Source organism: Enterobacter sp. WI-ESBL-E8 (assembly GCF_053364895.1).
Map to the genome: position 1 here is coordinate 1231107 of NZ_JBRWXJ010000001.1, position 26274 is coordinate 1257380.

Sequence of the window (26274 nt, forward strand, 5' to 3'; positions counted from 1 at the left end):
GTCCGTATCAGGAAAATAATTTTACAAATGTATAGGTGCTATAACCAATTAACGTGGCAATAACAATGGCTGCGACAATGTATAACGCCAGGCGTCGTCCGCGATAAATACCAAACATGGTTCCCCCTCGTTTAGCGTTGGTTTAGAAATATTTTGTAAAAATCAGGTCATCGAAATAGTTTTAATCAGTTTTGAATAATCGAGAAGTCATTATATTGCGGTAGATCAATTTTCCCCGCAAGACTTTAAAATGAATTTATTTAAGCCCGAAAGGAATTCAGGCTTCTGTTCACCGGATATTGAAGGAAAAATACCATGACCGAAAAAAAATTATCCCCAAACGTGCCGCCTTCCGGCGGGCTGGCATACCAGCAGACCGTAGAGCAGGTGCTCGCTCACGCGCAGAGCCAGGCCAGCGGACTGGACCGCGCAGAGGCGCAGGCGCGTCTGCAAAAAGTGGGGCCGAACGCGCTGCCGGAGAAAAAAGGTAAACCCGCCTGGCTGCGTTTTTTAGCCCATTTTAATGATGTCCTGATTTATGTCCTGCTGGCCGCCGCCGTATTAACGGCAATAATGGGCCACTGGGTTGATACGCTGGTTATTTTGGGCGTGGCGGTGATTAATGCCTTAATTGGCCATATTCAGGAAAGCAACGCGGAAAAATCCCTGAAGAGTATTCGCAATATGCTCTCCAGCGACGCGCGCGTTATTCGTAACGGCAGCCACGAAACTATCCCTACAACTGAAATAGTCCCGGGCGATATTATTGTATTACGCGCGGGGGATCGTATTCCGGCGGATATGCGTTTAATCGAGGCGCATAATTTACGCGTGGAAGAGGCGATTCTGACCGGTGAATCCACAGTGGTGGATAAGCACACGAATCCGCTGAGCGGCGAACTGCCGCTGGGCGACCGCACCAATATGGTCTTCTCCGGGACGACCGTAAGCGCGGGCGGCGGCGTCGGCGTGGTCACCGCGACCGGCAAGGATACCGAACTCGGCCATATCAACCAGATGATGGCGGGCATCGAAAAGCACCGCACGCCGCTGCTGGTGCAGATGGACAAGCTGGGTAAAGCGATCTTCGCCATTATCCTGGCGATGATGGCCGCGCTGTTTGTCTTCAGCCTGGTGTTCCGCGAAATTCCAATGGGCGAGCTGCTGCTCTCCCTGATTAGCTTGGCGGTGGCCTCCGTACCGGAAGGTCTGCCGGCGATTATCTCCATCATCCTCTCGCTGGGCGTGCAGGCGATGGCGCGCAAGCGTGCGATTATCCGCAAGCTGCCGACGGTCGAAACCCTGGGCGCGATGACCGTGGTCTGCTCGGATAAAACCGGCACTCTGACCATGAACGAAATGACGGTCAAAGCCATCATCACCGCCGACGCCTGCTACCGCGTGGACGGCAACAGCTACGAGCCGGTGGGCAACATTTACCTCGAAGGCAGCGACGAGCCGGTGCAGATCCAGCCGGGCACCGTGCTGGAGCAGTACCTGCGCACCATCGACCTGTGTAACGACAGCCAGCTGATTCAGGACGATCGCGGTCTGTGGGGCATCACCGGCGGGCCAACCGAGGGGGCGCTGAAGGTGCTGGCGGCAAAGGCCAGCCTTGAGCCGGTCATGACCACCCTGGTTAACAAGATCCCGTTCGACTCGCAGTACAAGTACATGAGCACCCACTATCAGATTGATGGTGAGGAGCAGATCCTGATCACCGGTGCGCCGGACGTGATTTTCGCCCTGTGCGCCGAGCAGCAGACCCGTAACGGTGCGGAAGCCTTCAACCGCGCGTACTGGGAAACCGAAATGGAGCGCTATGCGCGCCAGGGGCTGCGCATGGTTGCCGCGGCGTTTAAGCCAGCGAACGGCGAGCAGGAGCTGACGCACGACGACCTGAGCCACGGACTGATCTTCCTCGGCATCGCCGGGATGATGGATCCGCCGCGTCCGGAAGCGATTGACGCGATTAACGCCTGCCAGCAGGCGGGGATCCGCGTGAAGATGATCACCGGGGATCACCCGCAGACGGCGATGAGCATCGGCCAGATGTTGGGGATCACCAACAGCGAGCAGGCGGTGACCGGCTACCAGCTGGAGAAGATGGACGACGCCGAGCTGGCGGACGCGGCGGTGAAGTATGACATCTTCGCCCGTACCAGCCCGGAGCATAAGCTGCGCCTGGTGAAAGCGCTGCAGGATAAAGGCGAAATCGTCGGCATGACCGGCGACGGGGTGAACGATGCACCGGCGCTGCGTCAGGCGGACGTGGGCATCGCGATGGGCATCAAAGGCACGGAAGTGACCAAAGAGGCGGCGGACATGGTCCTGACGGACGATAACTTCGCGACCATCGCCAGCGCGGTGAAAGAGGGGCGTCGCGTTTATGACAACCTGAAGAAGACCATCCTCTTTATCATGCCGACCAACCTCGCGCAGGGGCTGCTGATTGTGATTGCGCTGCTGGCGGGGAATATCATTCCGCTGACGCCGGTGCTGATTCTGTGGATGAACATGGCCACCTCCGCCACGCTCTCCTTCGGCCTGGCCTTTGAAGCCGCCGAGCGCAACATCATGCGCCGTCCGCCGCGCCAGACCGGGCAGCACGTGATGGACGCCTACGCCGTCTGGCGCGTGGCCTTCGTCGGCACCATGATTGCCATCGCCGCCTTTGCGCTGGAAGCCTGGCTGGCCCCGCGCGGCCACAGCGCGGAGTTCATCCGCACCGTGCTGCTGCAGATGCTGGTCTGCGCCCAGTGGGTGTACATGATTAACTGCCGCAACACCGAAGGGTTCTCCCTGAACCGCGGCCTGCTGGCAAACAAAGGTATCTGGCTGGTGACGGGCGTGCTGTTCCTGCTCCAGGCGGCGATTATCTACCTGCCGTTTATGCAGATGCTGTTCGGCACTGAAGCGCTGCCGCTGCGCTACTGGTTCGTGACTCTGGCGGTGGCGGGCGTGATGTTCTTCGTCGTGGAAATCGAGAAGCGACTGACCCGCAGGTTCCGTAAGGCTGCATAACTTTTTGCCCTCACCCTAACCCTCTCCCCGTGGGAGAGGGCCGGGGTGAGGGAAAACAACGCCGAGGTACTCCCATGAAACTCCCACTCCTGTTCGCGCTCCTCGCCTGCACCCTGCAACCCGCATTCGCTGCCGCCATTCCCGTCCGCGTCGCCGCCGTGGAGCAGACCGCCCACGCCGCCGAGCGTCAGATCCCGGGTCGCATCGAAGCGATTCACACCGTTGAGCTCCGCGCCCGCACGGAAGGCGTGATTACCAAAATCCACTTCCGCGACGGGCAGTACGTGAAAAAGGGCGACGTGCTGTTCGAGCTGGACGACGCCGAGCCGCGCGCCGCCCTGCGCCTGGCTCAGGCCGAGGTGAAAAGCGCCGAAGCCACGCTGCGTCAGGCACAGCAGCAGCTTTCCCGCTTTGAAAGCCTGGGCAGCAGTAACGCCATCAGCCGTCATGACGTGGATAACGCCCGCATGCAGCGGGACGTCGCCAGCGCCGCGCTGGAGCAGGCGAAAGCCCGGCTTGAAACCCGCAGCGTCACCCTGAACTACACCCGCATCGCCTCGCCGATTGACGGACGCGTGGGGCACAGCCAGTTCCACGTCGGCAGCCTGGTTAACCCTGCGAGCGGCGTTTTGGTCGAGGTGGTGCAGCTCGATCCGATCCGCATCGCCTTTGCGCTGGAAGAGGGGGCGTTTGCCACCAAAGCCGGACAGCATGCGAATATAAGCGCCATGAAGCAGGCCTGGCAGGCATTAATCGACAGCAACGGTCAGCGTATCCCCGGTGAACTGACGTCCGTGGATAACCGAATCGACCCGCGCACCGCCAGCGTGATGCTGCGTGCCGAGTTTGCCAACCCGCGCCATCAGCTCTTGCCCGGCGGCAACGTGAACGTGACCCTGCGCCCGGCAAGCGAGCAGCCGGTTCTGACCCTGCCCGCCGCCGCGGTACAGCAGAACGGCGACGGGTTCTTTGCCTGGGTGGTTAACGCCGACGGCAAAGCCGAAATGCGCCCGCTGAAGGTCGCCGGACAGATTGGCCAGCAGTTCCAGGTTACCTCCGGCGTGAAGCCCGGTGAGCGAGCAATCACTGACGGCGCGCAGCGCGTGCAGCCAGGCGCTGCCGTCCAGATACTGAATTAAGGAGCCATCATGCTGACGTTTTTCATCAAACGCCCGCGCTTCGCGATGGTCATTGCGCTGGTCATCACCCTGCTGGGGGCCATCGCGCTGAAGATTATTCCGGTGGAGCAGTACCCGCAGATTACGCCGCCGGTCGTGAATGTGTCAGCGTCATGGCCGGGTGCCAGCTCGGGTGACGTGGCGGAGGCCATAGCCACGCCGCTGGAGACCCAGCTGAACGGCGTGGACCACATGCTCTACATGGAGTCCACCAGTTCGGACGAAGGCACGTATAGCCTGAACATCACCTTCGCGGCGGGTACCGATCCGGACCTCGCCGCCATCGACGTGCAGAACCGCGTGGCGCAGGCCGTGGCGCAGCTTCCCGCCGAGGCGCAGCAAAACGGCGTGCAGGTGCGCAAGCGGGCTACCAACCTGATGATGGGGGTAAGTCTTTACTCACCTAACAACACCCACACGCCGCTGTTCGTCAGCAACTACGCCAGCACCCAGGTGCGCGAAGCGCTGTCTCGTCTGCCGGGCGTCGGACAGGTGCAGATGTTTGGCGCGCGCGACTACAGCATGCGCATCTGGCTGCGTCCAGACCGCATGAACGCCCTGAACGTCACCACCGACGACGTGGCGCAGGCGCTGCGCGAGCAAAACGTGCAGGGCGCAGCAGGCCAGGTCGGCACGCCGCCGGTGTTTAACGGCCAGCAGCAGACCCTGACCATCAACGGGCTGGGGCGCTTAAGCCAGGCCGACGACTTTGCCAACATCATTATTCGCGCCGGGGAGATGGGCCAGCTGGTGCGCCTGAAGGACATCGCCACCATTGAACTCGGCTCGCGCAGCTACAGCTCCGGCGCGCAGCTGAACGGGCACGACTCCGCCTACCTCGGCATCTACCCGACGCCGTCCGCCAACGCCCTGCGCGTGGCCGACGCGGTGCGCGCGGAGCTGGAGCGCCTCTCGACGCGCTTCCCGGACGACCTGGTCTATGAGGTGAAATTCGACACCACCACCTTTGTCGCGGCGACGATCAAAGAGATCGGCGTCTCGCTGGCGCTGACCATGCTGGCGGTAGTGGTGGTCGTTTCCCTGTTCCTGCAAAGCTGGCGCGCAACGCTGATTGTGGCGCTCGCCATTCCGGTGTCGCTGGTGGGCACCTTCGCGGTGCTCTACACGCTGGGCTATTCCGCCAACACCCTCAGCCTGTTCGCCATTATTCTGGCGCTGACCATGGTGGTGGATGACGCCATCGTGGTGGTGGAGAGCGTCGAAACGCTGATGGCGGAAGGGCAGAGCAGAACGGCGGCGACCGCGCTGGCGCTGCGCCAGATTGCCGGGCCGGTGATTGCGACGACGCTGGTGCTGCTGGCGGTGTTTGTGCCGGTGGCGCTGCTGCCGGGGATTGTCGGCGAGCTTTATCGCCAGTTCGCGGTGACGCTCTCGACGGCCGTCACGCTCTCAAGCCTGGTGGCACTGACCCTGACGCCCGCGCTGTGCGCGATGCTGCTGCGTCCGCGCCCGGAGAAACCTGCGGCACTCTATCGCGCCTTTAATCGCGGGCTGGACGCTACGCGCGGTTTCTACACCCGCATCGTGAACGTTTTAAACCTACGCCCGTGGCTGGCGCTGCTGGCTACCGCGTGTGCTGCGGCCGTGGTGGCGTTCAGCTTTACGTCGATGCCAAAAGGCTTCCTGCCGCAGGAAGACCAGGGCTACTTCTTCGCCAGCGTTCAGTTGCCGGAAGCGGCGTCGCTGGAGCGGACCGAAGCGGTGATGACCACCGCGCGCGAGCTTATCGCCAAAAACCCGGCGGTAGAGGACGTGATTCAGGTCTCCGGGTTTAACATTCTCAACGGCACCAGCGCCTCCAACGGCGGGTTTATCTCCATCATGCTGAAGGACTGGAGCGAGCGGCCGCCGCTGGACGAGGTGATGGGCACCCTGCAGCGCCAGCTGCTGGCCCTGCCGGAAGCGACCATTATGACCTTCGCACCGCCGACGCTGCCGGGGCTGGGCAACGCCTCTGGCTTCGACCTGCGCATTCAGGCGCAGGCGGGGCAGAGCCCGGCGGAGCTTGAGCGCGTGACGCGCGAGGTGCTGGCGAAAGCCAACCAGCATCCGCAGCTGAGTCGCGTGTTCACCACCTGGAGCAGCAACGTGCCGCAGCTGACGCTGACCGTTGACCGCGAGCGCGCCGCCCGTCTTGACGTGCCGGTGTCGCGCATCTTCAGCAGCCTGCAAACCGCCTTCGGCGGCACGCGCGCCGGGGATTTCAGCGTGAATAATCGCGTTTACCACGTGGTCATGCAGAACGAGATGCAGTGGCGCGAGCGTGCCGAGCAGATTAGCGAACTGTTCGTGCGCAGCAACAGCGGCGAGCGGGTGCGCCTGAGCAACCTCGTGACCATCACGCCGACCGTCGGCGCGCCGTTCCTGCAGCAGTACAACCAGTTCCCGTCGGTCTCGGTAAGCGGTTCGGCAGCGGAAGGAGTGAGCAGCAGCACAGCGATGGCGGCGATGGGCGAGATTCTGGCGAAGCATCTGCCCGCCGGATATGACTATGCCTGGAGCGGCATGTCGTATCAGGAGCAGCAGACCGGCAACCAGGCGATGTGGATCGTGCTGGCGGCGGTGGTGATGGCGTGGCTATTCCTCGTGGCCCAGTACGAGAGCTGGACGCTCCCGGCGAGCGTGATGCTCTCGGTGCTGTTCGCCATCGGCGGGGCGCTGGTCTGGCTGTGGTTGGCGGGATACGCCAACGACGTGTACGTGCAGATAGGTCTGGTGCTATTGATAGCCCTCGCCGCCAAGAACGCGATCCTTATCGTGGAGTTTGCCCGCGCGCGGCGCATGGACGGGATGGCGATTGTCGATGCCGCGCGCGAAGGGGCCTCGCGCCGTTTCCGCGCGGTGATGATGACCGCCGTGTCGTTCATTATCGGCGTATTGCCCATGATGCTGGCGACCGGAGCCGGTGCCCAGAGCCGCCGCATCATCGGCACCACGGTGTTCAGCGGCATGCTGGTGGCGACCGTGGTAGGGATCCTGTTTATCCCGGCGCTGTTCGTGCTGTTCCAGCGCCTGCGCGAGTGGGGCCACGGCCTTACGGACTCGTCGCCCACAGCTCGCAGTGCTTCTGAACCAGAGAAATCAGCGAGCCGCCATCGGCGATAAACTCCCGCATGCGCTGCGCCTCGCTCTTGCCCTGCTTTAACAGCAGGGCAATTTCATTGATTGCGCTCGTCGCGCCGAGCTTCTCGGCCGACGGCGCAACCTGCTCCAGCAGCCAGGCGATATCCTCCGCCACGGTCTTGTGCTCGCCGGTGTGCACGTCCGTCAGGATCCCCTCCAGCCCGTATCGACAGGCCTGAAAACGGTTAAAGCGATACAGCAGAAAATCTTTTTCCTGATGCTTATAGGGCCGTGTGGTCAGCAGCCAGTGGGACGTCGCCTGAATCAGTCCGGCGATGTTAATCGCGTGGCCGAGCGTCAGCGGCGTATCCATCACCCGCACCTCCACGGTGCCGAAGTGCGGGCTGGGGCGGATGTCCCAGTGCAGATCTTTAATGCTGTCGATCATGCTGGTTGCGCTCAGGCGGCGGAACAGCCCCTCGAACTCCTGCCAGCTGTTGACCCACGGCATCTGGCCGTTATCCGGGAACCCTGAAAAAATGTTAAGCCGTGACGAGGAGAACTTCGTGTCCGTACCCTGCATGTACGGCGAGGCCGCCGCCAGGGCGATAAAGTGCGGGACAAAGCGCGACAGGCCGTGCAGCAGGTAGATGGCGTCATCCCCGGTCCGACAGCCGACGTGGACGTGCTGGCCGAACACCGTTGCCTGCAAAATCAGATAGCCAAAGCGCTCCAGCGTGACGTTATAGCGCTCGTCGTCACACACCTCCTGACGCTGCCACTTCTGGAACGGGTGCGTCCCGCCGCCGCAGATCTGGATATGCTGCTCCGCCGCTGCGCGCAGGATGCTCTGCTGCATCACCGAGAACTGCGCGGCCGCCTGGTCGATGTTCTGGCACACGCCGGTGGCGATTTCGAGCATGCTTTCGGTGATGTCGTGTTTGACCTCGCCGCCTTTGATGTCGTCCTTGACGGCGGCGATAAGCGCGGAGGAGTCCTGGCTGAGATCGTACCCCGGCGGGTTAACCACCTGCAGTTCGAGTTCGATGCCGAGGGTAAAAGGTTCAGAGGATTTGAAATCAGGTAAAGGCATGGCGCACTCCGTTATCTGTTGTGTGTTGAGTATAGACAACGACGTGGCGCTCACTTTACAGGGTGGTATAACTGTTAGCAGGCTTAGCGAAAAGGGGAGTTAACCATGTCTGACAATCCAGTGATTGCGCTGATTGGGCCTGGCGCAATTGGTACCACCATTGCCGCAGTGCTGCACGACGCGGGCCGCACGCCGCTGCTGTGCGGACGCACCGCGCATCCTGAACTACGTTTACGCGACGACGAGGGTGAAACGGTGGTGCCGGGTCCGGTATTGACCGATCCGGCCGTCATCACGCGCCCTGTCGATCTGGTATTTGTGGCGGTAAAAACGACGCAAAATGCCGACAGCGCCGGGTGGCTGCGCGCGCTGTGCGATGAAAACACCGTGGTCTGCGCCCTGCAAAACGGCGTTGAGCAGAAAGCCCAGCTGGAGCCGTGGGTCAACGGCGCGACGGTGCTGCCGTCGGTGGTCTGGTTCCCGGCGCAGCGCGAGCCGGATGCCTCCGTATGGCTGCGCGCCAAACCGCGCCTGACGCTGCCGGACGTGCCGCAGGCGCAGCGGGTAGTGGAGGCGCTTCGCGATTCGCGCTGCGCGGTTGAGCTCTCGGAAGATTTCGCGAGCGTCGCCTGGCGCAAGCTGCTGCAAAACGCGGTGGCCGGGCTGATGGTGCTGGCCAACCGCCGCGCCGGGATGTTCAGGCGCGAGGATATCAGCGAGATTGCGCTGGCCTATCTGCGCGAGGGGCTTGCCGTCGCCCGCGCCGAAGGGGCGAAGCTGGACGATGCTGTGGCCCAGGAGATTCTGGCGAACTTCCAGCGTGCGCCTGAGGACCTGGGTACCTCGATTCTTGCCGACCGTCAGGCCGATCGCCCGATGGAGTGGGATATCCGCAACGGCGTGATCCAGCGCTACGGCCGCAAACACGGTATTGCGGTGCCCATCAGCGACGTGGTGGTGCCGCTGCTGGCGGCGGGGAGCGAGGGGCCAGGCTAACGGCCACTGTTTTTCCGTTCGGCAAAGTAATGCGCGGGCGTGCTGCCCATCGCTTTTCTGAACATGGTGATAAACGCATTCACGGATTCGTACCCGAGCGTTGTTGCCACGTTCTGGACGGGCACGCCGCTTGCCAGCTCCCGCAGGGCAATAATCAAATGCAGCTGCTGGCGCCACCGCCCGAAGCTCAGCCCGGTCTCGCGCTGCATCAGGCGGGCAAACGAGCGTTCGCTGAGGGCCAGCCGCTTCGCCCACGCCTTCAGGGTGCTTCTGTCCTCAGGATGGCTGACCAGCGCGTCGGCCATGGCGCGAATTTTCGGATCGGCTGAGACCGGCAGGCTCAGCTTCTGCTGCGGCATGCTGGCGAGCTCGTCCAGCGTCACCCGGGTCAGCCTGGCGACGTGGCCGTCGGGAGGATAATCAACGCCCTCATGCGTCAGTCGGTCCACCAGCTCCTTAATCAACGGCGAGATCGCCAGCGTGCAACACTTCTCCGGCAGCGCCGCCGCGCCGGGCTCAATAAACAGATAGTTCAGGTGCGCGTTCCATGTCGCTTTCGCGCTGTGCGGGATCCCGCCCGGGATCCAGACGGCGCAGTCCGGCGGCACGATCCAGATATCGTTTTGCGCATAGCAGCTGACCGCGCCGTAGCGGGCAATAATCAGCTGCCCCTTGCGGTGGGTGTGTACCGGCACTTCCGCGGCGTAGTCCACGAAGTCCAGATGACGCGCCACGGCAGGCGAGGCGCTAGAGTCAGGGTCATACAGCGTATGGGCAAGTTGGGGCATCACGATTCTGGCAACTTTTAGGTATTTTTTGACAGAATAGAGTATTTAAGCGGGTCTGCAAGCCGGTAATAATCCCGGCATGAAAAACATTTTCTCTCATCCCACTCTGCGAAACGACGCGGGGGCGCTGATCTACGCCGCGAAGAGTTTTGCCGCGGCGATGCTCGCGTATTACATCGCGCTGTCGATCGGCCTCGAGCGTCCCTCATGGGCGATTATTACGGTTTACATCGTATCGCAGACGTCGGTGGGGGCATCGCTCAGCAGAAGCCTCTACCGGCTGGCCGGTACGGTTGTCGGGGCCAGCGCGACCGTTCTGATTGTGCCCACCTTCGCGAATACGCCGATCCTGTGCAGCGTAGTGCTGACGGGCTGGATCGCGTTCTGCCTGTGGCTCTCCCTGCTGGAGCGCACGCCCCGGGCGTACGCCTTCGTGCTGGCAGGCTACACCGCGAGCCTGATTGGCTTTCCTGCGGTGTCCGATCCCGGCGGCATCTTTAACGTCGCTATTGTCCGCGTGCAGGAGATCGCGATTGGGATTTTCTGCGCGGCGCTGATCCACCGCTACGTGCTGCCCGCGCGGGTATCGGGCCAGTTCAACGCTAAGCTATCTCAGACGCTACGGGCCGCGCGCGGGCGGGTGGCGGATACCTTAGCGGGCAAACACGATGCGGCTTCCGGCCCGCTGCATCTGGCCCTGGCGCTGCAGTTCCTGCAGGGCATCAGCCACCATATTCCGTACGATTTTGCCCTCTCAGCCCCGGTGCGGCAGGCCAGAAAAGCGATTCACGACCGGCTGGCGCGGCTCGTTATCGTCAACTGTGAACTACACGATCGTCTGCCAGCGATCGGAACCCTGTCCGCCGAGATGCAGGTATTGCTGGGGGACGTTCAGGCCTGGCTTGCTGCTGAAGGCGACAGCCGCGGCGGCGAGGCGCTTAGGCACCGCAGCGCGCAGCTCATCGCGCGATATGCCGCGCAGGCGCAGACGTTTGACGACGCGCTGCAGGTCAGTTTTATCCGCTACCTCTCGGAGGCCATCGCTCTTCTGCAGCAGTGCGAGCGCCTTTCCGGGGCCATTCGCCACGCGAAGCCGGTCTTCGGGGAGGTACCCACTCGCGCGGCAAAAGGCTACGTTTTCCACCGCGATCCTCTTACCGCCGCACGGACGGCGCTGGGGGCTTTCACCATTATCCTGAGCGGCTGCCTAGTGTGGATCTTCTCTGCGTGGCCGGACGGCGGAACGGCGGTGTCGATACTCGGTGTCTGCTGCACGCTGTTTGGTAGCTTCGACACCCCGGCGCCGCACATTGTGAAGTACATCGTTGGCTCGTTCTGGGGCGTGGTGATGAGCCTGCTCTACAGCTTTGCGCTGCTACCGCAGGTGAGCGATTTCCCGGTGCTGGTGGCGGTGCTTGCCCCGGCGTATCTGCTGGCCGGGTCGCTTCAGGCGCACCCGCCCACCACGTTTATGGCGATGGGGATCACCCTGACGCTGCCCATTCTGTGCGAGCTGGGTGCGCGCTACAGTGGAGACTTCGCTGTAGCGGCCAACACCGCCATTGCGCTCTTTGCCGCCACCGGCTTCGCCGTCGTGAGTATGAGCCTGCTGCAAACCGTTCAGGCGGACGCCGCCATTGCGCGTCTGCTGAGCCTGTGCCAGCGAGACATTCGCCGCAGCGTGAAGGGCACGCTGTGGGTGGATGAAACGCACTGGATCAACCTGATGATGGACCGCACCGCTCTGCTGCTGCTGCGCCTGCAGCGCAGCGAACATGCGCCAGAGCAGGCGATCGATCGGCTGTTGCACGCGCTGCGTCTGGGGCTTTCGGTTATGCATTTACGCCGCGGTGAAACACCGCCCGGCAGGGAGGTTGACGCGCTTTTTCATCAGATTGCTACCGCAGACAGCACCCCCTTGCGCGAACGCATCGCCGACATCATCGAGCGGCACCTGCCTGCGGCAGATGAACATACGCGCCAGTTTGTCTTCAGGCTGGTGGATCTGCACTGTGCATTACGGGAGCCAGAACGTGGTGAATGATTTCGATATCGGCGGCGTTTTTATTCCGGGGCTGCTGACGGTCGCCCTTGCGGCGCTGGTCTGCACGCTGGGCCTCGTGGCGCTTTTCTCTCTCAGCAGGCTCTACCGGCACCTGCCGCTTCGTCCGCTGCTGGACGTTTCCACCTGGATTGTCACCTTTTTCCTGCTGATGCAGGGCCTGACCGCGTTGGGGTTATTGTCATGAAATCACTGCTCTCTTTACTGGCTCGCTATGCGTTGACGTTAAGCGCGGCCGCAGCTGCCGCGCTTCTGGCGTTTATGATGTGGAAACACTATGCGCAAACGCCGTGGACCCGCGACGGCCGCGTGAGGGCGGACGTGGTGCAGATTGCGCCGGACGTCTCCGGGCCGGTCATCAGCGTGGCCGTGCGGGACAACCAGTGGGTGAACCGGGGCGATGTGCTCTATACCATAGATCCGCGCTGGCTCAGGCTGGCGGTAGCCAGCGCGCAGGCTGACGTGGAGTCGAAACGCCATGAGATGCTGATGCGCCAGGATGCTGCCCGGCGCCGCACGCTGATTAAAAACGCCATCTCCAGCGAGGACCTGCAGCAAACCGGCAGCGCGGCGAACGTCGCGGCGGCCAACTATCACGGTGCGCTGGCCGCGCTGGACCTGGCAGAGCTTAATCTGGCGCACGCCACCGTCCGTGCGCCGGTTTCGGGGTACGTCACGCACCTGCGGCTTCGCCCCGGAGACTACGCGACGGCGGGGGAAACAAAGGTTGCCATCGTCGATGCCCACAGCTTTTGGGTGGTGGGGTACTTTGAGGAGACCAGGCTGCGCCATATTCACGTCGGGGATGCCGCGCAGGTTGTGCTGATGGGGTATGAGCCTGTCATCACGGGTCACGTGGAGAGCATTGGGCATGGGATTGGGGACAGCAATGATGAGACGGGCGGGCTGGGTCTGCCCGACGTCGAGCCTACCTTCAGCTGGGTGCGGCTGGCGCAGCGCGTGCCGGTGCGCATTCATATCGACACGCTGCCGCAGGGGATTGAACTGGTGGCTGGCCTGTCGGCGAGCGTGTCGGTGGGGCAATAATCTGGGGATAGTCAGCCTTAAACACATATGCGAAACTTACCGCTTCTGAAAATATGTGGTGGGACCCGCTCAATGTCAGAACAACATTCGCAGTGCCTTTTCAGTGAAGGACTGATCAACGTTCCTGAGGGTTATCAGGATCGTACCGTCAACGTATTCGCGCCGCCCGCGGCGGATGCGCCGGCGTTCAACATCTCCCGCGATGCCCTCAACCCCGGCGAAGCGCTTGCCGCGTATATCGATCGCCAGCTCGCCCTGATGGCAAAACACATCAAGGGCTGGAAGCAGGGTGAGCGCAGCGCCGCGACGCTGGGCGACGGCCTTTCACAGGGTGAAACCGTCCATGCCAGCTACCTGCGCGACGGGAAACGCATCTGGCAGCAGCAGGCGGTGTTTAACGTCGACGGCGATAACATTCTGGTATTCACCATGACCTGCACCCGCGCGCTGGGCGATGCCGACAGTGCGCTGTTTGGCGAACTTCTCAGGAGCTTCCGCTTCCACCATTAACTTCAGGGACCGTTGTTATGTTTGAAGCAGCACGCGTTGGTGATGATATCGGCCACTCCGGTGCGCTGGCCGGGATGATTGCCGGAACGATTGTCGGTGGCCTGATTGCCGCCGCCGGGGGCATTCTGGCGGGGGCGATGTTTATAGCGGGCCTCGGCGCATCCTGTCTTGGCGTGGGCGTCCTGCTCGTCGGCGCCAGCCTGGCCGTAGGGTATTACACCGGGGAGCTGGCAACCGCCGCCCGGGACAGCATCGCGGACGCCGGGGCATCCAGCATGACGAAGAAAGGCGTCATCACCTCCGGCTCGCCCAACGTGTTTATCAACGGTAAACCCGCCGCGCTTGCCACCGATAGCACCGTCGACTGTTCTGACGACGGCTCGCAGCAGATGGCCGAAGGCTCTAAGCGCGTCTCCATTAACAGCCAGCCTGCGTCACGCATCGGGGATCGCACCACCTGCGACGCGAAGGTGATGACCGGTTCGGACAACGTCATTATCGGCGGCGACCCGCAGCAAACCCTGCCCATTCAGTCTGAAGTGCCCGAGTGGCTCTATAAGGTTTCCGATCTTACTCTGCTGTTCGCCGGTCTGCTCGGCGGGTGGGGCGGTGCCGCTGGCAAAGTTGGGGCGCTCTCTAAGCTGCTGGGCAAAATCCCCGGTATCAACAAGCTGGCCCGTATCGCCTGTCGCGCCGGCACGCTGATGACCGGCGTGGCGGCAGCGGGGATCATCGCCCGCCCGGTTGATATCGTCAGCGGACAGAAGTTTCTCAGCGGGGATGATGAGCTGGACTTCGTCCTGCCTTCCCGTCTTCCGGTGCGCTGGCAGCGCTACTGGCGCAGCGGCAACCCCGGCGACAGCGTGCTGGGCCGCGGCTGGAGCCTGTTCTGGGAAAGCCGCCTGGAGCCGTATCAGGACGGCCTGGTGTGGCGCGCACCGTCCGGCGATTACGTCGCCTTCCCGAAGGTCCCGAAAGGGCTGCGTACCTACTGCGAAAGCGAAAAAAACTGGCTTGAACATCACCAGGACGACAGCTGGTCGGTGTATGACGTTAGCGGCGAACGCTGGCACTATGCGCCGCTTAAGGATGATGCCCCGTCGCTGCTCCAGCGCATCTCTGAACCGTGCGGCAACGATATCCTCTTCGAGTGGAATGCGGATAATACCCTGCATGCCCTGACCGACAGCGCGGGCCAGCGCGTGGTCTGCCGCTACGACCGTGACAGGCTCCTCGGTGCCTGGCTGGATGACGAGATTTTCCTCGTCAGTTACGCTTATGATGAACAGCGCCAGCTGGTCTCCGTGACCGGCCGGGGCGGTAGCGTGCGCCGACGCTTCAGCTGGCAGGACGGGCTGATGAGCGCCCACGAGGACGCCAACGGCCTGCTGAGCGAATACCGCTGGCGGGAGATTGACGGCCTGCCGCGCGTGGTCGGCTTCCGCCACAGCGGCGGCGAACAGCTGACGTTCGAATACGATTTTGATAACGGCACCCGCCGCGCGACCCGTGAAGACGGCGCGCAGGCGCACTGGCTGGTGGATGACGACGACAACGTCGCGCGCTTCACGGATTACGACGGCCGCCAGACGACGTTTGTTTACCGCGACGGCGAGCTCTGCGACGTCATCCTGCCCGGCGGCGCGATGCGCCGCAGCACGTGGGACAAATACGGCCGCATGACCAGCGAGACGGACCCGGCGGGCCGCCGCACGGAGTATCACTGGCATCGCCTGACCGACCGCATCACCCGCACGGTGTACCCGGACGGCACCTCATCGCAGGTCATGTACGACCTTCGCGGTCGCCTGCTGTCGGAGACGGATCCGGCCGGTAGCACTACCGCGTATCGCTATCCCGACGATGAAGAAAACCTGCCGGAGAGCATCACCGACGCCATCGGCGGCGTGGTGCGTCTGGTCTGGAACCACCAGGGGCTGTTGACGCAGCGCACCGACTGCTCCGGCAGCGTCACCCGCTTCACCTACGACCGCTTCGGACAACTGATTGCCAGCGAGGATGCGGAAGGGAATATCACGCGCCGGGAGTGGAGCCGTGCCGGGCTGCTGAGCGTCGTGATCCATCCGGACGGCAGCCGCGAGTCGCTGGTGTGGAATGAACGCGGCCAGCTCACGGGCTGGCGCGACCCGCTGGAAAGCGAGGTGAGCTGGGCCTACAACGCGCTCGGCCTCCCGGTTAGCCTCACTGACCGTATTGGCCGCGTGCGCCAGTGGCGCTACGACCCGCGCGGTAACCTGCTGCGACTCGATAACGGCAACGGGGCGGAATACCGCTTCACCTACGACGCCGTGGGTCGCCCGCTCAGCGAAACGCGCCCGGACGAGACCGTGCGCCATATGGAATGGGACGCGCGAGGGTTCCTCTGCGCGCTCGAAGAAAACGGCCGGCCTGCCGCCGACGGCGGCATCGCCCGTCGCGTCCAGCAGTTCAGCTATGACGACAGCGGGTTGCTGATCGGGCGCACTCAGCGCCACGCGGAGTACCGCTACTTCCGCGACCTGAGCGGCCAGATAACCCGCATCCGCCGCACGCCAACCGCCGAAGGCGTTGCCCTGGGTATCGAGAGCGATGAGATCGCTTACCGCCACGATGCCGCCGGACGCGTGCTGAGCGAGTCCGGCATTCACGGCGCGGTGAGCTACGAATGGGATGCCCTGAGCAACCTGACCGGCCTGACGCTGCCCGGCGAGCAAAAGCTGGCCTGGCTGCACTACGGCTCCGGCCACGTCAGCGCCATCCGCTTCGGGCAGCAGATGGTGACCGAGTTCACGCGCGACCGTCTGCACCGCGAGGTGCGCCGCACCCAGGGCGCGCGCGAGCAGCTTCGTCAGTATGACAGCCTCGGCAGACGCACCCTGCAGCGCAGCGAAGTGAGTACGGACGTGACCCTGCCGGAGCAGGCGCTACTGGAACGCCTGTACCGCTACACCGCGCGCGGTGAGCTTTCCGGCGTCAGCGACACCCTGCGCGGTGAGGTGGACTACGGCTACGACGCCGAAGGGCGTCTGCTGAAGCACTACGAGGCCCGACAGGGGCACAGCCGCGCGCAGTTCAGCTACGACGCCGCGGACAACCTCGCCGCCAATGACGATCCGGCACCGGTCACGGATAACCGCCTGCAGCACTGGCAGGCGCTGTTTATGAAATACGACCACTGGGGCAACCTGGTCAGCCGCCGGAACGGGCTGTATGAGCAGCATTATGCGTATGACGCTGAGAACCGTCTGGTATCCGCCCGGGGAACCGGGCCGGAAGGACGGTTTGAGGCGCGCTATCACTACGACGCGCTGGGCCGCCGCACGCGTAAAATCGTCACCACGACGCACGGCACCACCGACACCCGCTTCCTGTGGCAGGGCTACCGCCTGCTGCAGGAGCAGCAGGAGAGCGGGCTGTGCAGCACGTATATTTACGACCCGAATGAAGCCTGGAGCCCGCTGGCGCGGGTGGATCATCTTCGTGACCAGAGCAGCGGTGAGATTTACTGGTTCAATACCGACCTGAACGGCGCGCCGCTGGAGGTGACCGACGAACGCGGCGCGGTGCGCTGGAGCGGCCAGTACGGCAGCTTTGGCGAAGTGCGCCATCAGAGCGAAGGGTTCTCACGGCTTGTGAATCGCTCGGCAATGGCACACCAGCCGCTTCGCTATGCCGGGCAGTACGCTGACGGTGAAACGGGGCTGCACTATAACCTGTTCCGCTACTACGACCCGCAGGTCGGGCGGTTTATTGTGCAGGATCCGATTGGGTTGAATGGTGGGTGGAACCTTTATCAGTATGCGCCGAACCCGTTATCTTGGATCGATCCGTGGGGGCTAAGTGGTAAGCCGCTGAACTCTCCATTACTTGATAGATGGCTTGAAAAGGGTGGTACTGCATGGCAGGAGATAGACACTCGCACATGGGTCTACCAAGACAATATGGGGAATATCGTTAGGTATCCTAATGGGTACCCTGATTTTAAACCGTATGAAATCCAGAGCGTTGATGTTCCGGATCTTAAAGGCAATCACAGGCTTGGCCCTTCTGGAGATTTCGGCAAAGCGAATGCATTGGCGCCTAATGGCCCTGCAAATTTAGAGCTTAATACCTGGCATCACCACGAAAATGGAATAACAATGCAAGAGGTACCTAAAGAAATACATAATAACTTTACCCATAGAGGTGGAGTATCTAAGATCAAGAAATCATGTCCTTAGTAAGGAGAGCTTATGCCTATTTCATGCGGTAAACCTACAACTCAAAATGAAATTAAAGTTTTGGAGGCAAAGTTCAAAATCAGTTTGCCTGAAGATTATAAAGATTTCCTCAGGTTGAAAAATGGCTTTGTTGTAAAATCTCCGGATTTTTGTGAGTTAGAGTATGAAGGTGTCGATGAAGGGGTTATCGCCTTTTATGCCCTTTTTGGAATAAATATGAAAAATCCAAACCACGACATTTTTCGTCAAAATGAAAATTTTTTAAGTGAACTTGATTTCATTGATGATAAGTTACTTATTGGTGATGATCCTGGAGGTAACTTTTACCTTATATTAAATGGCAGTGAAAGCCAAGGTGTGTATTATTGGGACAGAACACATCTACATGCTGAGGATGATATCCAAGAGTTTGAGATCGCTGAGCAAAATGAGTGCGGCAATATCTATAAAATTACTAATAGCTTTACGGAATTTTACAAGAGAATTTGTGAGACATCTCTTGATGCAGGAATGAATGTAACTGTTGATTTATGATATTTCAAAATAAAGCCATAATCAGAATATGATCATGGCTTGTTTTTTTTACATTTAGATGTTAGTAAATAGATAAACGGTAATAAAAAGAATGTCAGATATGCTTGTATTTTACCATTGGTAATAATGCCATTGCATAGAAAAAAGGCATTACACAGAAAGCAGCTCAAAATTTGTTAAGGGAAAAGATGCACACTCCACATTATCTGATTGCGAATACCATAATTCTTCTGCCGAGAGAGCTTCATGCCAATGTGCCCCATATTGGCTACGGATCAGATATATGGAGATAAGAACATTGTTGAAAAAATTAGAGCGCTTTGGAGCGAAATCGACATTATTACCATTAGATGAACTGAAAAAGATTTTAAATACATTAGAAGCATCAACAGGGCCAATTCCTGAAAGTTATCGTGCCTATTTACTTCATTTTGGCGCTTCTGTTCTTTTTAATATAAATGTTGTTTTCAAAGCGTTACAACCATCTCCATGGTCTGATGAGCAAGGAAACGATACGCTTGAGTCTCTGTACGGCCTTGCAGAATCGGGTAAAGAATATACTGTGTTTGAAATGGCAGATACATACCGAAACGATTTTCGCGATCAATGGTTACCGATAGGAGCCTCGTCTGGTGATAATCAAATTTGTCTTTGTCTCAAGGGAGGTATGTCGGGAGAGATTTGGTTTTGGGATCACGAGTCTGATCCAATATTCAATGACTCAGCCGTGATTTCCGGTCTGACGAAAATAGCAAATTCCTTCGATGAGTTTGTTGATATGCTTGCTGTTCAGGATGATAAAATAGATACATCAGGTGTGATTAAAATCGATCTTGATTTTTAATAAAAGGGTGCTTGCGGTGAACTTTGCGAAGTCCATCAATTGCTGAAAGGTGGGCGTAACTGATGCAGCAAATATCAATGCAGCAACAGCCATTTCGCTATGGTGGGAATATATGTTTAGCCTTTTAAAAATAGCAATCTATAAAAAATTGGTGCGGGTACTATCTTAGGTTACTCTTAGGATACAAGCCATCTTAATGAACGCCAGACTTCCGATAAAATCTGTCAGGAGCAAAATGGTGCAAGATAAGGAGAACTGATGAGTAATGTTAAAAATCTTATTGCAGCGTGTATTAACTGCTATAAAGAAAATGATGTCTTCACCATCGGAATAGGGGATGACAATCATGATCCAAAAAATTTTATCATTATCGGACGATTCGACGAAGATGAATTACCCGTTAATGAATGCATTGGATTCCAGAGTGAGTCAACGGAATATGAGTTAACAGACTCTATTCGTTCTGTTCAGCTCACTGAAGACAAACTTGTGATCGTGCTTAATGAAAATGCCGTAAAAATGATTGGTATCATGGAATATCATGTGGTCATTCCTGCAGCAAAAGACTCTAAATCGCTTGGAAAGTGTTTGAGAGAAGTGTTTGAAGGCAGTGACGTGCCTCTACAATTACAATAGGAGTTTTATCCGCGACATGGCCAGCTTGGCTGCGTTACTTTTTCTTAATATAAAAAAATCATCCTCATCGATTCCCTACAAATGCACTCACAGGCACGCCAAAACGCTTCGCCAGCGCGCGCATATGATCCAGCGTTAACGTGCGCTGTCCGTTAAGGATCCGACTCACCAGAGACTTCTTGCCTATCTCGTTCTCGAAATCGCTCTGAGTGAGATGGTACTGGTCCATCAGCGTTCGCAATAACGCAACGCCTGACGGAATGCTGGCAACACGGGCGTTAAATTCTGCAAACTCCTGAGACTCGTTTTCGTATTTATCGATTTTCACGGTGAGCATCTCTACCAGCGGACTATCGGGGTCATGCTCAATCAGATACTCCACCAACCCCAGAGCATCCTCGTAATCTTGTCGCGACGGGCTTGAGCCAAGGAAAGGAAGCTCGTTGGTCAGATCGTTTGCCGCTTTGATGACTGCTGCATAGTTCATTCTTTCGTTCTCTGGTACAGGTCCGTGAGCTTGTCATAATCTGCGTGAGTGCTGATGTGTTTGATGAAGATCTTTCCCCGCTCAAAATCAGTAAAAAACATCACTCTTAAATGCCCGCCACCTACATCAATGACCCACCATTTTTCCCGGTATTTCATCCGATCCAGGCTGGGAAAGCGCTTTCGCATGTCGTCTGGTGATGGATAGTGTTCCTTTTTTAGTACCCGGTAAAGATCGTCCAGAGCGAGTGCTTGATTAGGAAATTGTCTGGTGGCTGCGTCGAAAGGTGCTCTTGAGACTACGTGCATCCTTGCCCCCTGTTTCCAGACTGGAAACATTATAGGTGATGGTTGGTGGGTTGAAAATGTGGAAACATTGATGGAGTACAGTTTTCATATGCTCGTGATGACGGCGCTCATTTAATGAGTGCGAACACTGTATGAGGTGACTGTGAAAGAAATGTCCGCGTAGTGCCAGAAGCGGAAGTTTCTGGGGTAGTTTGGTTTAGCCAAAGGTGATTGGTCAACAATTCTGGGCGTCACTAGGACGCCACGATTTTAACCGGGTTGAGATTGCACTTAACCGTCCGATACAGCCCGGGAAGTTGAAAAATAAATTTACGAAGCATGCGTTGCAGAAACCACTGAACGTAGATGGCCCAGCATTGAATGGGATACCCCAATAGCGATTTGCGTGATTCTTAAAGGAAACATGAGTTTGACATGGCGACTGAAAGACACGTATTTAAATCCGATATGGAACTCAATGGCGTATTGACTGTCATGAAGAAAAATGCGTTATTAAGCAATGTTCGGTATAATAAGCCTAGTTTAAGCCTGCATGACATCAGACATCAGACATCAGACATCAGACATCAGACATCAGACATCAGACATCAGACATCAGACATCAGACATCAGACATCAGACATCAGACATCAGACATCAGACATCAGACATCAGACATCAGACATCAGACATCAGACATCAGACATCAGACATCAGACCGCAGCCGCAGTCGCTTGGCACGAGGTCCCTTTTTCGCGGTTCGGTTATGTATATTAAATTTTTTTAGCACATTTTGACAATATCTGGAAATTGAGAATGGTTGATGGGGGGAGATCTCAATTTTAGTCTTTAAGAGGATTGATTGGGCAGTTACTAACTTAAACAGAATCTGGTAATTTTATTTCCGTCAACCCATAATAACTTTGAGCAGTTGCTTTTTGTTCTTTTTATAACTCATCTCTGAAAAGGAGTTTTACTTATGAAAAAAATACCACTACAAACAGACCTTCTCATTTCTGATGCTGACGATTCATTGGCCAATCCGCCAGACATTAAATATGAATTATCATCCACTATCGGGAAATTAATTCAAAAAGCCACATACACTGACTTAATCATAGGCGCTGTAATGGCTATATTTTTGGGTTCGACTTTAATCACCCTCTTTGGAGGGCTAAATAATTCTAATGGTTTTATTGATTCGCTTTATTTCAGTTTTGTGACATTTACAACACTAGGTTATGGGGACCTAACCCCTGTGGGATTTGCTCGTTTTATATCAGTAATACTTACATTAAGTGGATTGCTATTCACTTCATTATTAATAGGAAAATTTGCATCCGAACGGCAGCAAGCCATGCTCCTTTTAGTGCACACAAGCGACTGCCAGAGACGCATTGATGCCTTTTGCATAGAGCTTTATAAGCTCAATGATGAGCTCATCGGTGCATTTAATATGCAGAATATCCCGCTAACACAATCTATATTGAAAACAATAACATCACGATTTGAAGCTAGCTCTAATTATATTATTTTTCATGCTAACCAGTCTGATTTAACGGGGTTTGGAAATGATTCTGTACTAATGAAATTTTACCATATCCTTAATCTTATTCAGGAAAGCTGCCATACAATCCAAACACATAAGCAAACTTTTCCTGACGAGCTGATATTTAACCGTAGTTTAGCACTTGCAAAAAGAAGCTGTTCATTAATTAGTATTATGTACAAGTTACATGTGCGTTCAATGAAAGCTTATGGTTACACCGATGCGTTCCTCATCAAAGTTAAAAACAGCTTGCCCTCAAAAAGCTTTAATTTCAGAACACTTCCTTTCCTAGCTTCTGCTTATAACCACACAAGACTATTTATATATAATAAGTTAGAAAAAATCACAGTCACAAAAGAATATAATGACAATGACAGTTTACTGGTTGGAATAAGGAAAATAAGAACACTGATGCAAGAAAGGTTGAGCGAAATTATTGTGTCACATAAAACCATCATAAATCCTAAGCTTCTCAATGATGTATATGATTTAATGCCTGAAGGAAATAAAACAAGTTGGGGAAAAGGCATACATAAAAGCATAGCTGCTAATCTAACCATTTCAAACAGACTCGCCCAGTCTGCGATAGATACTTTAATCGCGCAAAAGAAATTACCTCGCTATCCACGCAGAGGTTCTAAAACAAAATAGATAAGTTGATAGTATAAGTTTTAGGTTGGCATACCTAGCTACGCTAGCCAGAGCTTATCTTCTAATATTTAAATTGGACAGCTACGAGTTGATTAACTCTAAAGTATGTCAGAAACTCCTCAATCGACTTCGAGGGAAATTACGAAAGGCAGCTCTTCGCTCATAAGGGACAACCATACTCAAATCTCCCACATTGCAGGAGATTTGAGTATGAACACGTCACCGTGGAACAAAGACCGTATCATCGGCCAAAAAAGACCACTTCAGATATCTCATATCTGGGGGATCCGAATCCGGCTTGAACTAGAAGGTAAAACACGCGATTTGGCTCTCTTCAATATGGCCCTGGACAGTAAGCTACGAGGCTGTGATCTGGTCAAACTCAAAGTATCTGATGTTGCATAAGGTAGCTCTGTTTCAAGCAGAGCTACGGTGTTGCAACATAAAACCGGTAGCCCTGTGCAATTTGAGATAACCAAAGGTACAAGAGAAGCTGTTGCTGCATTGATAAAGCATGGCAATTTGCATAGTAAAGACTTCTTGTTTCGGTCTCGAGTCGGAACTAACCAGCCCATATCAACCCGGCAATACAACCGAATTTTTCATGGGTGGGTAGAAAAGCTTGGTCTCGATGATTCGCTTTATAGCACACATTCCATGAGGAGAACAAAACCTTACCTAATCTACAAGAAAACCAAGAATCTCCGGGTGATCCAACTTCTGTTGGGCCATAAGAAACTGGAAAGCACAGTCCGTTATCTGGGCATTGAAGTCGATGATGCATTAGAGATCTCTGAATCGATCGAAGTCTAAGGTTGTCAGGGCTGCAACAGCAGCCCTGTGCCAGAAACGGACGTTTTTAACGCAACGATCGCCAACATTGAGTCAGGTAAAAGATATAAAACATCTAGTAAAGATCGTTTTATATCTATACTTCTTACTTGAATTCTTTTGTTTTTACCCACTCAGCCTTGCTAATTAATTTAATGTTGTCTTTTATGTTTTTAATAATCTCCATTATCTTATCAAAATCATGATCATCACCAGGTTTAAAGTTATTGGAAATCTCAGTGTACTCATTTAATGCGGTGATCACTTCAATAGACTCATTTTCAAGAGGGTTGAGTAACATTTCAATTTTTGCTTTAAGGAAAGTTAAATCACCTTTAATATTTGTGGCATCCATTCGAATCTGACGATAATAAGAATCATCATTTTGAACGTGCTTTCTAAATTCATTTGTTATAAGTATTTGTAAATTATTTAATTTGTTAGCTACTGATATATATCTAGCTGCATTATCTCTTAGTTCATTAATCCAATTTTGTCTGCTTGATGAGACAAGTTGTGCTCTGAGTTACTCTCGGGCATATTTAGCATGCTCATCGCGATCAGTTTTCATGGTTTTTGCACTATTCGAAATTGCGTAATATGAGATTGCTGCAGGAATAGCTGCGCCAATAATAGCACCTAGAGTACTTGCAAAAACGCTATCCCAACCAAACCCAGAATCCACAACTATAGTTGGTAATTTACCTAGTGTTAAAATACCTGAATCTAAAAAATTTGAATTGCTTGATGGGAATGGAATGCCGAGCCAAGTCATAAATACCTCCTATATGGAGAATGTATCATATCAGTAAGTCAGGGCATTTAGCGAGGCCCTATACTAGTATAAGCAGCATTGAAGAAGATGGGCACGATATGGGATGATGAGTATGTATACCGCTTAACCAAACCATACACATTTAGAAATGCAAAGAACGGTCCAGTTATGCTAATTAGGCTGATGCCCACTTCTCACTCACAGCGGACATCATACTCTTGGAGCGGTCCGCTCTGTGCCAGTAGAGGATGTTGCTAGAGTCAGCCTATGTTAATCAACAGGGAGCAGGTCACACTGTCGTCTCAGAATACCTAGCGCATAGGTCACACGAACTTCCAAATTTATTGCTTGTTTTCGTGGCTAAGCCTCTTTTGGTTGATGATACCAATGCAACATCATCCGGAGCTTCAATAGAGTTGTACTGTCATCATCCTCAGAACAAAAATTGTATCGCCCGCCTGAATATTCATTTAACTTGTCCAAGTAAAAGCCACCCATTGGGTCATATCTATCAGAGTGGAGCCAAGTAAACATTTTCTGAAGAACGTAATGCAGGGCATTTTTCGGAAGCGTTGAAATCATCACGCCATGCTTAGTTGCTAAATCCTCAATATTCATTTCCTGAAGATTATATCTAATCTCTACTGCAATTGGATGTAGTTTACTTAAAAATACGTCAACTTCATCCTTGAGATGTGCCTCTTTAACATTCCCCTCGAACAGCTTTATTAACTCTTCCACTTCCATTCGGTAATAATCATTATCACCTCGCACCGCAACTTCTGAAAGAAGCAACTTTAACTCAGCATGAATGTTATCAGTAGACGGTATAATCTGTTTGGATAGGGTGCTGTAATGTTTTATACGTATTGCTATTACGGAATCCTTTAGGTTTGTTAGATATTTATACCTATCTTCAATATATGTAATTAGCTCATCGAACTTAATGCCGAAAATAACATCATCTTTCCCTGGCGTGTTGTTGTAAAGGCTTATAGTGAAATCATTTTCATTGAAAGCATGAAAATGAGGCCAGCTTGCAAACAGTCGCTCACCATCACTATTTTTAAGATTTGTAGGGTGAGCACCAAAGATAGCACGAATACTCTTAAAGTATGCGTCATCATCCTCATGTGATAGATAGGGTGTTTTATTCTTAAAGACATTCGCTGATTTCTTGAAAGGCCACCTCGCTAACTTATGATCACTCTCAATGATGCGGTGAAGCTGCTGCAACGCCTCCACAGCAATATCAATAGATGATATAAGGGAGTAAACCTGCATGGCCTTGACATCAATATCTTCCGACAGCTCAGGGAAGTTCATCAGATTGCGAACAGAAACGCTTATCCAATCCATGCAGGAACAGATAGGGCTGAACTGGTTTTTACCATTTCTGTTTATGAAGTAGCTGTAAGCAAACTCCCCTTCATTAACCACATCGCGAAAATCAGTTATTAAAGTATCGTCAATAGTTACACCAAAATCTGCCTTGGTCATCTTCATGGATATCACTTTCAAATTAGCACACTTAGAGGTTGATTGTGACCGTTATCATAGGCAAAAACAATTCAGTAGGTTGACCAGCCCCCCCCCCATAACTCATAATTGCTCGATTTATGTATGCATTCCAACTTCCGCTCCTCGCTCATGGCGGACCTTTGACCAGTTAGCATGT

Annotated in this window: 20 protein-coding genes and 1 pseudogene; 14 read left to right on the top strand and 7 right to left on the bottom strand. The window is 55.3% G+C overall.

Annotated features, from left to right (window positions below; genetic code table 11):
• Nucleotides 1-315 precede the first annotated feature (315 nt).
• The 3 genes from ACWHWP_RS05850 (at nt 316) to ACWHWP_RS05860 (ending at nt 7328) form a co-directional block, all read left to right on the top strand.
• Complete coding sequence (locus ACWHWP_RS05850; protein WP_447855218.1) at nt 316-3024, top strand: cation-transporting P-type ATPase; 2709 nt, start codon at nt 316-318, stop codon at nt 3022-3024.
• A gap of 74 nt (nt 3025-3098) precedes the next feature.
• Nucleotides 3099-4163 (top strand): efflux RND transporter periplasmic adaptor subunit, encoded by a 1065-nt coding sequence (locus ACWHWP_RS05855; RefSeq protein ID WP_447855219.1) that lies wholly within the window; start codon nt 3099-3101, stop codon nt 4161-4163.
• Between the two features lie 9 nt (nt 4164-4172).
• A complete protein-coding gene (locus ACWHWP_RS05860) occupies nt 4173-7328 on the top strand; it encodes an efflux RND transporter permease subunit (protein ID WP_447855220.1) in 3156 nt (1051 codons plus the stop codon).
• Here the strand turns inward: ACWHWP_RS05860 and ACWHWP_RS05865 are convergent.
• Nucleotides 7258-8379: a YbdK family carboxylate-amine ligase gene (locus tag ACWHWP_RS05865; RefSeq protein WP_063429409.1), complete on the bottom strand. Its 1122-nt coding sequence runs from the start codon at nt 8377-8379 to the stop codon at nt 7258-7260. The genes ACWHWP_RS05860 and ACWHWP_RS05865 overlap by 71 nt on opposite strands.
• A 105-nt stretch (nt 8380-8484) precedes the next feature.
• Here ACWHWP_RS05865 and ACWHWP_RS05870 point away from each other — a divergent pair, with 105 nt between their 5' ends.
• Nucleotides 8485-9375: an oxidoreductase gene (locus ACWHWP_RS05870; RefSeq protein WP_447855221.1), complete on the top strand. Its 891-nt coding sequence runs from the start codon at nt 8485-8487 to the stop codon at nt 9373-9375.
• Here ACWHWP_RS05870 and ACWHWP_RS05875 read toward each other — a convergent pair.
• Nucleotides 9372-10163 (bottom strand): AraC family transcriptional regulator, encoded by a 792-nt coding sequence (locus ACWHWP_RS05875; protein ID WP_063429405.1) that lies wholly within the window; start codon nt 10161-10163, stop codon nt 9372-9374. The two genes, ACWHWP_RS05870 and ACWHWP_RS05875, sit on opposite strands and share 4 nt — an antisense overlap.
• Before the next feature lie 79 nt (nt 10164-10242).
• Between ACWHWP_RS05875 and ACWHWP_RS05880 the strand changes: the two genes are divergently transcribed.
• The 8 genes from ACWHWP_RS05880 to ACWHWP_RS05915 all read left to right on the top strand — a co-directional run bounded on the left by ACWHWP_RS05880 (nt 10243) and on the right by ACWHWP_RS05915 (nt 20016).
• Complete coding sequence (locus tag ACWHWP_RS05880; protein ID WP_447855222.1) at nt 10243-12207, top strand: FUSC family protein; 1965 nt, start codon at nt 10243-10245, stop codon at nt 12205-12207.
• On the top strand, nt 12197-12412 hold the full coding sequence (locus ACWHWP_RS05885; protein WP_063429401.1) for a DUF1656 domain-containing protein: 216 nt from the start codon (nt 12197-12199) through the stop codon (nt 12410-12412). The genes ACWHWP_RS05880 and ACWHWP_RS05885 overlap by 11 nt, the downstream gene beginning before the upstream one ends.
• Nucleotides 12409-13272: an efflux RND transporter periplasmic adaptor subunit gene (locus ACWHWP_RS05890; protein WP_059310748.1), complete on the top strand. Its 864-nt coding sequence runs from the start codon at nt 12409-12411 to the stop codon at nt 13270-13272. The genes ACWHWP_RS05885 and ACWHWP_RS05890 overlap by 4 nt, the downstream gene beginning before the upstream one ends.
• A 72-nt stretch (nt 13273-13344) precedes the next feature.
• The gene (locus ACWHWP_RS05895; protein ID WP_059310749.1) at nt 13345-13782 is read left to right on the top strand and encodes a DcrB-related protein; all 438 of its coding nucleotides are present in this window, start codon (nt 13345-13347) and stop codon (nt 13780-13782) included.
• A 17-nt stretch (nt 13783-13799) separates the two neighbouring features.
• Nucleotides 13800-18002: an RHS repeat-associated core domain-containing protein gene (locus ACWHWP_RS05900; protein WP_447855223.1), complete on the top strand. Its 4203-nt coding sequence runs from the start codon at nt 13800-13802 to the stop codon at nt 18000-18002.
• A 12-nt stretch (nt 18003-18014) separates the two neighbouring features.
• Nucleotides 18015-18536 (top strand): SMI1/KNR4 family protein, encoded by a 522-nt coding sequence (locus tag ACWHWP_RS05905; RefSeq protein WP_447855224.1) that lies wholly within the window; start codon nt 18015-18017, stop codon nt 18534-18536.
• Between the two features lie 283 nt (nt 18537-18819).
• Nucleotides 18820-19380: an SMI1/KNR4 family protein gene (locus tag ACWHWP_RS05910; protein ID WP_447855225.1), complete on the top strand. Its 561-nt coding sequence runs from the start codon at nt 18820-18822 to the stop codon at nt 19378-19380.
• A gap of 258 nt (nt 19381-19638) precedes the next feature.
• Nucleotides 19639-20016: a hypothetical protein gene (locus ACWHWP_RS05915; RefSeq protein WP_333064865.1), complete on the top strand. Its 378-nt coding sequence runs from the start codon at nt 19639-19641 to the stop codon at nt 20014-20016.
• A gap of 64 nt (nt 20017-20080) precedes the next feature.
• Here the strand turns inward: ACWHWP_RS05915 and ACWHWP_RS05920 are convergent, their stop codons facing one another.
• Both ACWHWP_RS05920 and ACWHWP_RS05925 read right to left on the bottom strand, forming a co-directional pair.
• Entirely contained in the window at nt 20081-20503 is a 423-nt protein-coding gene (locus tag ACWHWP_RS05920) for a helix-turn-helix domain-containing protein (protein ID WP_447855226.1), read from the bottom strand.
• Nucleotides 20500-20811 (bottom strand): type II toxin-antitoxin system HigB family toxin, encoded by a 312-nt coding sequence (locus ACWHWP_RS05925; RefSeq protein ID WP_447855227.1) that lies wholly within the window; start codon nt 20809-20811, stop codon nt 20500-20502. The genes ACWHWP_RS05920 and ACWHWP_RS05925 overlap by 4 nt, the downstream gene beginning before the upstream one ends.
• A 958-nt stretch (nt 20812-21769) precedes the next feature.
• On the opposite strand from ACWHWP_RS05925, the gene ACWHWP_RS05930 reads away from it, so the two are divergent.
• Together ACWHWP_RS05930 and ACWHWP_RS05935 are read left to right on the top strand one after the other, a co-directional pair.
• Entirely contained in the window at nt 21770-22990 is a 1221-nt protein-coding gene (locus ACWHWP_RS05930; RefSeq protein WP_447855228.1) for a potassium channel family protein, read from the top strand.
• A 210-nt stretch (nt 22991-23200) separates the two neighbouring features.
• Nucleotides 23201-23803, top strand: a pseudogene (locus ACWHWP_RS05935) (site-specific integrase).
• 124 nt (nt 23804-23927) lie between these two features.
• Here ACWHWP_RS05935 and ACWHWP_RS05940 read toward each other — a convergent pair.
• The 3 genes from ACWHWP_RS05940 to ACWHWP_RS05950 all read right to left on the bottom strand — a co-directional run bounded on the left by ACWHWP_RS05940 (nt 23928) and on the right by ACWHWP_RS05950 (nt 26102).
• The gene (locus ACWHWP_RS05940; RefSeq protein ID WP_110215402.1) at nt 23928-24176 is read right to left on the bottom strand and encodes a hypothetical protein; all 249 of its coding nucleotides are present in this window, start codon (nt 24174-24176) and stop codon (nt 23928-23930) included.
• Between the two features lie 171 nt (nt 24177-24347).
• Nucleotides 24348-24596 (bottom strand): hypothetical protein, encoded by a 249-nt coding sequence (locus ACWHWP_RS05945; RefSeq protein ID WP_447855229.1) that lies wholly within the window; start codon nt 24594-24596, stop codon nt 24348-24350.
• A 360-nt stretch (nt 24597-24956) separates the two neighbouring features.
• Complete coding sequence (locus ACWHWP_RS05950) at nt 24957-26102, bottom strand: hypothetical protein (protein ID WP_447855230.1); 1146 nt, start codon at nt 26100-26102, stop codon at nt 24957-24959.
• Nucleotides 26103-26274 lie beyond the last annotated feature (172 nt).